This is a genomic window from Nitrospiraceae bacterium, assembly GCA_035623075.1.
GTDB lineage: Bacteria > Nitrospirota > Nitrospiria > Nitrospirales > Nitrospiraceae > DASPUC01.
On record DASPUC010000019.1, the window covers coordinates 57453 to 66978 of the forward strand.

Below are 9526 nucleotides of genomic sequence, written 5' to 3' on the forward strand. Positions count from 1 at the left end.
CCCGTGAAGTCCCCTCTGCGTCTTCTGCTTCTCGAAGATAATCCGGTCGACGCCGACCTGATTACGGCGACCATGACGGAGAGAGGAATCCCCTGCCAATCTCACCGCGTCGATACGCGTCAGGATTTCGTGGCCGCGCTCAAAGAGGGCCAGATCGACCTGATCCTCGCGGACTACTCGATCCCAGGCTTTGATGGATTCAGTGCCCTGACGCTCGCTCGGCAACACCGCCCCGAAGTACCGTTCATGTTCGTCTCCGCGACGATTGGCGAGGACCTGGCCATTGATGCTATGCACCAAGGAGCAACGGATTACATTCTCAAGCAGCGGTTAGGTCGATTGGTTCCCTCTGTCCAGCGGGCCTTACGAGAGGTGGAAGAACGAGCTGAACGACAACGCGCCGAGGACGCTCTGGAGCAGAGCGAGAAGCAGTTCCGCCAGGCGCAAAAAATGGAAGCGGTGGGACGACTGGCGGGTGGTATTGCTCACGACTTCAACAACCTCCTTACCGTCATCATGGGATATAGCCAGGTCCTGTCGACCGAGCTGGGCCCTGAGCACCCGCTTCGCAGTAAGATCGAAGAGACTCAGAAAGCGGGGGAGCGGGCCGCCGGATTGATTCGACAATTGCTGGCATTCAGCCGCAAGCAGTCGATGGACCCGAAAGTGTTGAGTCTCAACACCGTCGTCACTAATCTGGAAAGCATGTTGCGACGATTGATTGGAGAAGACATTCGCCTTGTCACCAAGCTTGATCCTGGAAACGGCCGCGTACGCGCGGACCAGGCGCAGCTCGAGCAAGTCCTCATGAATCTTGTCGTCAATGCACGAGACGCGATGCCGAAAGGTGGAATTCTCACCCTCGAAACTGCCCAGGTCGAGCTCACCCGCAGCCCTGTCCATTATCTCCGCCCACTGGCACCCGGTCCCTATGTGAAATTATCGGTCAGTGATACGGGATGCGGGATGGATCGCCAGACTCAGTCGCACATCTTCGAACCATTCTTTACTACGAAAGAAGAAGGGAAGGGCAGTGGACTGGGGCTCTCCACGGTGTTTGGAATCGTTACTCAGTGCGGTGGTGGTATCGACGTGGCCAGCCGTGTGGGACACGGGACGAAGTTCGACGTGTACTTCCCCAGCATCGAATCCGACGTGCCAGTCGCCGCTCTACCCCAAGGCGCGGGGCAACCCAAACGGGGGACGGAAACTATTCTTCTCGTCGAAGACGACCCGAGTGTTCGCAATCTCGTGCGAGATGAACTGCGCAAACTCGGTTATCGGGTGCTGGAGGCCAAGAACGGTGTCGAAGCGTGCTTGCTGGCAACGCAGCAGGCGGGCACGCTCGATCTGTTGCTGACCGATGTTGTTATGCCTGGTATGGGTGGTCGAGAACTGGCACAGCATCTTTCTGTCATCAAGCCGGATCTAAAAATTCTTTTCATTTCCGGATACATCGACGATGTCGGGCTCCATGCGGGACATGAAGAAGGCTCCAGTAGCTTCCTCCAGAAACCCTTTACACCTGAGGCCCTTGCGCGGGCTGTCAGAGAACTCCTCGACACGCCGTCGCATTCCGGCAAACCGAGCGCCACTCTGCCCGCACCGCGAGCCGTCTTGCGCTGAGCGCGCATCCTCCAGAAGTGCCGGCTTCAGGCACTTCTTGATTTGACGGTCCTCGCATAGCCTCTCTATACTCGACCGCAACGAACCATGAGATTTCTCTTGCGATGCCATCGACCCTGCTCAAGCTTTGCTGCTGTTTTTTTGTTGGGAACGACCTGGCTGGTCATTGGCTTGCCACACCAGGCAAGTACTCAAACATTGACGTGGGACCCTGTCGCGGAAGGACTGTCTGTGACGGTCTGGTCGCCGCAGACGCCCTGCCAAGACGTCCCGCCGCTTATCGCCTTTGACATTGATCCAGACCGCTACCGCTTTGTGGTCCATCACTATCAGCGGGAGGGACTGTCAGCCCCGCTGGACATTCGCCAATGGCAAAAACAGACGGGTCATGACCTCATCTTCAATGCCGGCCTATTCCGAGAGGACTTTTCGTATCTCGGCCTGCTATATGCCAATGGACGCTCGATCGGGGGCAAGCGCCATCCCACATGGATGGGGCTTTTCGTAGCTGAGCCCGTCGACTCGACATCGCGTCGTGCGAAAGTGCTAGACCTCGCCGTCGATCCGTTCGATGAACAGCGACCCGGTTACCAAGAAGCGGCACAATCGTTGATGCTTCTCGATCGAACAGGGAAAGTGCGCGTACGCCAGACTGGGAAGCGGGCCCAGCAAACGATTCTTGCAGAACTCGGGAATGGACATGTGCTGCTGCTGAAGAGCACGGATGCAGTATCACTCCATGCCGTTGGTCAATGTATGCGGGATACATTTCCTGCGGTCCGGCAAGCAATGGCGATGGACGGAGGGTCTTCGTCAGATGTGGTCCTGAACGCGGCAACCGCACAAACAGCGATCATATCAGGTGTTCTACAGCCCTGGCTCTTACAATCGGCCGATAACTCGACGGCTCATATTGGACTGCCGGCCGTCATCGGCATCAGTCCACGTCGCACTGTCTCGGCAAATCAGGTCACACCGGAAAAGCCTACTGGTCGATAGCTTTTTTCTCGAGTTATCGACGCGCTGTCTCGACCGGAAATCACGCCTCTTGCCAGGCATTCATGCCGCCGCTGACATTGTAGACATGCCAATACCCCAGATCAGCCAGGGTTTCCGCGGCGATGTTGCTGCGATGGCCCGACTGGCAATAAACGACGATGTGGTCATCTAACTGTGCCCCGATCTCGCGGTGACGCGTCTTGATCTCACGGAAATCAATATTGAGGTCCGTACCCGGGATATAGCCCGTCGCATGTTCTTCGGTTGAACGCACGTCGATTAGAATGAAGCCTTTCTGTGCCATCGAAGGAGCTTTGGTCAATCCGGCCCTCAGCTGCTGAACCGTTAATAGATAGGAATGGTGGGCGGAGGTTGTGCTGACCGCAACGAGTAGTATGAGCAAGGCGCTGATGAAAAATGCGGCTCTCGATTTCATGTTCATCCTCCTGTAACGTAGCGATGAAGAATATATACGCACGTATTCTAGGAAGACTATGAATCACCGGTCAAGGGTCGCGATAATCGCAGCATGTCTCGCGGTTGTCGGCTGTGCAGACGGGGCAAAGATAGTCCAAGACCGAGACGACGGCGGTGTGGTGGTCTATCCATTCAAGGGCGAGCAAGGTCATTTGCTGTCCTCCTTCAGGAAGGATGCCCTCTCGCTGATGCAGCAGAAGTGCGGAGGCGCCTATACCATTGTACGGGAAGGCGAAACAAAAAGCCGATCACAGGTTGCTGAGACTGTCCGAGGCAGCCAGGAAATGATTCAGGAGCGGCGCTGGGGAATCGAGTTTCGCTGCAAATGACTCTTCGCTGAACCGACCGTCAACCTTCTGGGACCGTAGTGGTAGGATAGGATATTAGATCGTCGATAGTGATCAGGCTCACGACGCTAACACCCTCCTGTTCCACTCTGGCACGTCCATCCTGCTCCTTCCGATCCACGATGACCAGGGCATGATGAACGATGAGACCAGCATCTCTCGCAGCTGTCACGGCTTTGAGCAGAGAACCGCCACTCGTAAGCACATCGTCCACGATCACCGCCCGATCGCCTGCTTTCACCACCCCCTCGATCAACTTCCCCAGCCCATGATCTTTGGGCTGCTTACGGACGACGAACGTTCTCCATTCCCGTTTTGGTGTTGCTCGATAGGCAAAATCTGAAATGGTCGCAGCAATCGAGATCGCGCCTATTTCGAGTCCTCCGATGCAATCGATCGACAAGTGATTGAGCTTCTGCCATGCCAGTTCTGCAACCAGCGCCCGAGCACTCGGCTGTGCCATCAATGCACGGCAATCGACATAGTATGGACTGGTGAGTCCTGAAGCCAATCGAAATCCTTTACGTGGATCCCATTGAAATGAATGAGTCGTATAGAAGGCTTCGATCAGATTATTCTTGAGCACGGAATTTCTTTACTTTCTAGAATGGCTGACTGATGCACTCTGCTGCAGGCACAGAGTCTCGTAAGCGGTCGTCACGAATGTGCCTATTTTAGACAGCTTCGTCGCCCAAAAAAAATCTCTTTGTCCTTGCTCATTACGATCATCCACCGACATTCGGCCTGAAGTTTGGTCACCTAATATATGGCGCGAAAGAGCGCTTCGTTGAAATACACGTATTTTGTTTTCGAAAAGTTAAATCCTACGTATAGTACAGGATATCGATGCCCATATCTCATCGACATTCTGACACTAGCACGATCCGCGCATTGCTGGGGGACAGTATGTAGGCGGCTGTTTGGGCGGAGGTGTGCGTTCAACCTCAGGAGGAGGTTGGGGTTGCTCCGGATCTGGCTTCTGACCCACCGGTGTGGGTTCAGGAGTCGCACAACCTGACCAAGATAAGAGCAGGGCGATGAGCAGCAGCGATCGAAACATACAGGAATTCATTGACGTTCGGTAGTGCGCGAACGGTGGTGATGCACTGTACACCACCTGCCCGAGCACGGTCCAGTCCCTTGGGGCACCAGCGTACCCACCAAGCGAGACGATACCAACGAACGACGACTTAGCGGAGCGTGCATGATACTCGATTCGACTCCCGATTATCGGCGAGTCAAACCAGCAGGACTATTTGCAACAATGCTCGTCTGCTGCTTGCCCATGACCGGATTCGGCCAGGAATCGCTGGTAAACGAGTCTCGGAGTTCATCCATAAACACGTCTCAGACCGCTCTCCGATATCCAGATTTTTCTGCAGTTGAGTTGACTGCCTCATCAACTACCAAACCGCTTGCATCGACTGAGTCGGCCAAATCCACCGAAAGGACATCCGTACGGCTGGCAGCGGATGACACAACGCCTGCGCCATCCGAATCGGTAAATCCAACCACGAAACAATCTGCACAACCAACCGAGGAACCGAACCAGCAAATACCCCAAACAGCCATCGTCAAAGGCTTTCTATTCAATGGCAACACAGTCGTGAGCAAGGAGGAGCTCGAAGCAATCACCAAACCATATGTCGGGCAGGAGCTCGATCTGCCATTGTTAGAGTCAGCAGCTCAAGCCGTGACTGATCACTATCGGAAAATGGGTTATACCCTCGCCCTGGCCTACGTGCCTCAGCAAGAGATCAAATTCGGCATGGTAGAGCTGGCCGTGCTCGAAGGTCGGATCGGCGACGTGACTGTCTCCGGAAACAAGTACTACTCGTCCTCGTTTATCAAGGGGCATTTTGCCCAAGCCATGGAAGAGAACGTCGCCCGAAACGAATCCTTGGAACGGGGCCTCCTGCTGTTGAACGAGTATCCGAGTCTAAAGACCTCCGCTACGCTGGAGCCTGGAAAATCAGCCGGCGCCACGGATGTGCATATCACCGCTGAAGACAAACGGCCGTTGAATTTCATGCTCGACATGAACAACTACGGCTTCAACACGATTTCACGCTATCGATTCGGCGCCGGAGTAGAAGCCGGCAATGTGCTCGTGGACGGCGGTACACTCACCCTCCGCGGCATCATGGGAAATGAGCCGAATCAGCTGCTCTACGGCCTGGGCAACTATAGTATGCCGATCGGTGTTCACGGCACCAAGCTTGTCATTGGCGGTTCTGACGGCAAGTTCGACGTCGGAAGCCAATTGGACTTCCTCCAAATTCACGGCCACATCACCACCGGCGATATCGCGGTTACCCATCCCTTTATTAAATCTCGGTTTCAAAACCTTCTTGGTGAATTCGGGTTCTCCGCAAAGCACAGCACACTCGAGCTGCTCGATACTTTAGTCGCCGACGATGCCATACGCTCTCTCAGACTCGGTGTGAACTGGGATCGCCTAGATCTCTTAGGTCGATGGTATGCCTCCGTCTACGGATTCCAGGGGTTGGGTGAGTTTCTGGGCGGTATGAGCGACAACTCGCCGCAGGCATCCCGTCGGGGTGCCGATGACCGTTTCACGAAAGCGACCATCGCCACCGGACGCATCCAGAGTCTAGGGCACGAGATGCTATTGGTGTTGAAAGCAAGCGGTCAGATCACTACAGGTCCGGTCGTCGTCATGGAGCAGATGCTTCTCGGTGGACCTGATTCTGTACGCGGCTATCAATTGGGAGAACGGTTTGTCGACGAAGGCTATACCCTGTCCGCCGAAACGCGCATTCCGTTTTTCCCATCCTTAATGCCGACTGCGCTCAAACAGACCCAAGGCGCGATCTTTATCGATTACGGAGCCGGCCTCCTGAGGAATCCGCAACCTGGTGAGCATCGCTCGACCAATATGACCGGAACCGGGGTGGGGCTTCAGACCCAATTGCCCTGGTACAGCACCAACATACGTCTTGATCTCGGCTTTCCCATCGGACCGAAACCGATCGGTGGGACAATCACGGGAGACCGCTCCCCTATATTATATTTCTCCATTGCGACGCGGTTCTAATGAGCCATGCCTATGGACATTTGCGAGGGCAAAACTGGGGGGACCGGCGAAAGAAATGCGGCGAACCGTGGCCATTCCTTGCGTAAGAATGATCACGAGCTATAGTTAATTGGCGGTTCTTACGTCGACGAGGAGAAGGTACTCAATGGGCTTAGGACAAAGGACAGCGATAGCCCAAGATATTGTCATCCGTCAAAGGTCGAGAGGGTGGCTCTCCCCCATGTTGACTATCGCCCTCGTTGCGCTCCAACTCTGGGTGTCGACTCTCGCTCTCGCCCTGCCAACGAACGGTCAGGTCGTCGCAGGTCAAGCCACAATCCAGCACACCTCACCAACTAGTCTAAGTATTCTGCAAAGTACCGACAAAGCGATTCTCAATTGGAACAGTTTCTCGATCGCCGCCAATGAAGCCGTGCGCTTCTATCAGCCCTCGATCTACTCGATTGCACTGAACCGTGTCCTTGGGATCGATCCGTCGGTGATTCTCGGCCAACTCCAAGCAAACGGTCGAATTTTCTTGATCAACCCCAACGGCATTCTGTTCGGAGCTGGTGCCCAGATCAACGTGGGCGGGTTACTGGCCACGACCCTTCAGATCAAAGACGGCGATTTCATGGCAGGTCGTTACCTGTTCGCACAAGATCCATTAAAGGGACTCAGGTCGGTTGTCAACAATGGCACTATCCACGTGTCAGACCATGGGTTTGTCTATCTCATCGCCCCCGGCGTGGCCAATGACGGAGTCATTCTGGCCAATCTGGGTTCAGTTCTTCTCGGCTCTGCTCAGAAAGCCACGATCGACCTCATGGGTGACGGTCTGATCAAATATGTGTTGAGCGACAAGGTGGCGAGCCAAGTTCTTGGTCCTGACGGCAAGCCATTGACTAGTGCCGTGTCAAACAGCGGGACGATCCAAGCCGACGGCGGCCACGTAATTCTCTCTGCGAGAGCCTCTGGTGACGTCTTCGAATCGGTCATTAATCAAAGCGGTATTATCCGCGCCAGGAGTCTCGTCAACCACGGCGGTGTCATTCTCCTCGAAGGCAGCGACCCCGTGCAGAATACAGGGGCACTTGGTTGGCAGCAGCATCTTGGAGAAGTGAAAAACGCTGACGGGCGGGTGATCAACACCGGCACGCTCGACGTCTCTGCTGCCGAACCTGGTGCGGCTCAGGGCGAAGTGACGCTAAGTGGTCAAATGGTCGGCGTCGCTGGCTCGATCCTCGCCCGTGGGGCTGACAACGCGAATGGAGGGAATGTTCTTGCGACCTCCAGCAAGGAGACCATCGTCGCCACCGGAGCCGTCATCGACACCTCGGGGGTGGGCAACTCAAGCGCTGGCAATACAGTCATCTGGTCGGACCAGAATACCGCCTTCCGCGGAACCATTCTTGCCAACGGCGGACAAACTGGCGGCAATGGTGGTCAGATCGAAGCTTCGGGTCACAACCTGCTGGAATTCACTGGCCAAATCAACGCGCTCGCCCCCCACGGAGTCACCGGTTCCGTCCTCCTCGATCCCACAAACATCACGGTAGCCAATGGCGGGACAGCCACGCTTCCTCAGGTTAGTTTGTTTGCCAATCCTGATTGCGTGCCAGGTGGCTGTACAATTGCGCCCGCCACAATCAACGGTGCGGCAGCGACCGTCAATCTCCAGGCAAACAATGATATTACCATCACGAACGCCATCGCGATGACCGGAGCCGGAATCGGGATCAATATGCGGGCCGGCCGGGATATCAACGTCAATGCAGGGGTGGCCACCAATAACGGCGCGATCTCGATGACCGCGAACGACTCAGGGGCTGGGGCAGGAAGATTGGCTGGCGACGGTAGCATTACCGGAGCAGGGGCGATTAACGCTGGTACCAGTACGGTCACCCTTACGATTGGCACGAATGCAGGTGGAGGGGGCGGAATCAACCTCACCGGCGCCGTCACAGGCACCAGCCTAGCGGTGGACAGCGCCAAAACCGTCTCCATCACGAACCCGGCGAACAATGTCGGCACGATCGCAGGCCGCACCACCGTCGCAGGTGAAGCCTTCTCTTACACGGACGCAAATGCACTGAACATTACTACCATCGGCGCTCTAACCGGCGTAAGCACGAACAACGGCCCGATTACCCTCACGACGACGAATGGGAACCTCACGGTCACTAATACAGCGGCGGCGGCGGATGTCAATGCGGGCACCAGTACCGTGGCATTGACAGTAGGTGGATCGAACACTTTGACTCTGAACGCCAATTCCAACGTCACCGGAACAGGCGGGATCACCTACACCGCTGACACCATGACGTTGTCAAACAGCAGCACGACCACCGCAACTGGTGCAATCGCTACCTTGCAACCGAACAGCGCGGGACGCGGGATCACTCTTGGAGCTAACGTTGGCGGGACGCTCAGTCTGACAAGTGCGAGACTCAATACCATCACCGCCGGCATACTTCGCGTAGGCAGCGTCACTAGCGGCAATATGGCCATTAGTGGGGCCATCGCTCCAGCCGGCACCACCACACTATCCCTCATCTCCGGTGGCACGATCACCCAAACGGCCGCCATCACAGAAACTAATCTGGCCGTCACGAGCGTCGGGGCCGTGACGTTGAATAACGCGGCAAATACGGTCAATACCCTCGCTGCGAATGTCACTGGTGCCGGTAATGCCATTTCCTATACCGGCCTTACGTCCGCTGCCGCGACTCCCCTCACCATCGGCACGGTCGACGGTATCAACGGCATCACAGCCGCTGGGAATGTTGCCGTCACGACAAACACCGCCCGTGCCCTTACAGTCGCCCAGCCCATCACCACGACGAACAACGGAACCGTCACACTGACCAACGCGGGAACGTTAGCTTTGAACGCGGATATCACAGCCGATGGGGCCGTCACCCAGAACGGCGCGGGGGCTGTGACCACCACAGGCACCCGAACCATCACCACCACCAATGATGCGGTGAGCATTCTCCAGCCCGTCACGCTGGGTGGCGATCTCACGATCACCAGTGGC

7 protein-coding genes are annotated in these 9526 nt (G+C 56.0%); 5 read left to right on the plus strand and 2 right to left on the minus strand.

Going from position 1 to position 9526, the window contains the following annotated elements; genetic code table 11:
- Positions 1 to 3: 3 nt before the first annotated feature.
- Positions 4 to 1626: a response regulator gene (locus VEI50_03775; GenBank protein HXX74221.1), complete on the plus strand. Its 1623-nt coding sequence runs from the start codon at positions 4 to 6 to the stop codon at positions 1624 to 1626.
- 87 nt (positions 1627 to 1713) lie between these two features.
- The gene (locus tag VEI50_03780) at positions 1714 to 2625 is read left to right on the plus strand and encodes a phosphodiester glycosidase family protein (GenBank protein ID HXX74222.1); all 912 of its coding nucleotides are present in this window, start codon (positions 1714 to 1716) and stop codon (positions 2623 to 2625) included.
- 40 nt (positions 2626 to 2665) lie between these two features.
- On the opposite strand, the gene VEI50_03785 is transcribed toward VEI50_03780, so the two are convergent.
- Positions 2666 to 3061, minus strand: a complete 396-nt coding sequence (locus tag VEI50_03785) for a rhodanese-like domain-containing protein (GenBank protein ID HXX74223.1) — start codon at positions 3059 to 3061, stop codon at positions 2666 to 2668.
- A gap of 58 nt (positions 3062 to 3119) precedes the next feature.
- Here VEI50_03785 and VEI50_03790 point away from each other — a divergent pair, with 58 nt between their 5' ends.
- Entirely contained in the window at positions 3120 to 3431 is a 312-nt protein-coding gene (locus VEI50_03790; protein HXX74224.1) for a hypothetical protein, read from the plus strand.
- A 19-nt stretch (positions 3432 to 3450) separates the two neighbouring features.
- Here VEI50_03790 and pyrE read toward each other — a convergent pair whose 3' ends face one another.
- A complete protein-coding gene (gene pyrE / locus VEI50_03795) occupies positions 3451 to 4035 on the minus strand; it encodes an orotate phosphoribosyltransferase (GenBank protein ID HXX74225.1) in 585 nt (194 codons plus the stop codon).
- A 618-nt stretch (positions 4036 to 4653) separates the two neighbouring features.
- Between pyrE and VEI50_03800 the strand changes: the two genes are divergently transcribed.
- Together VEI50_03800 and VEI50_03805 are read left to right on the plus strand one after the other, a co-directional pair.
- Positions 4654 to 6507, plus strand: coding sequence for a ShlB/FhaC/HecB family hemolysin secretion/activation protein (locus tag VEI50_03800; protein HXX74226.1), 1854 nt, complete (start codon positions 4654 to 4656; stop codon positions 6505 to 6507).
- Between the two features lie 220 nt (positions 6508 to 6727).
- On the plus strand, positions 6728 to 9526 hold a 2799-nt coding region (locus VEI50_03805), incomplete at its 3' end, for a filamentous hemagglutinin N-terminal domain-containing protein (GenBank protein HXX74227.1).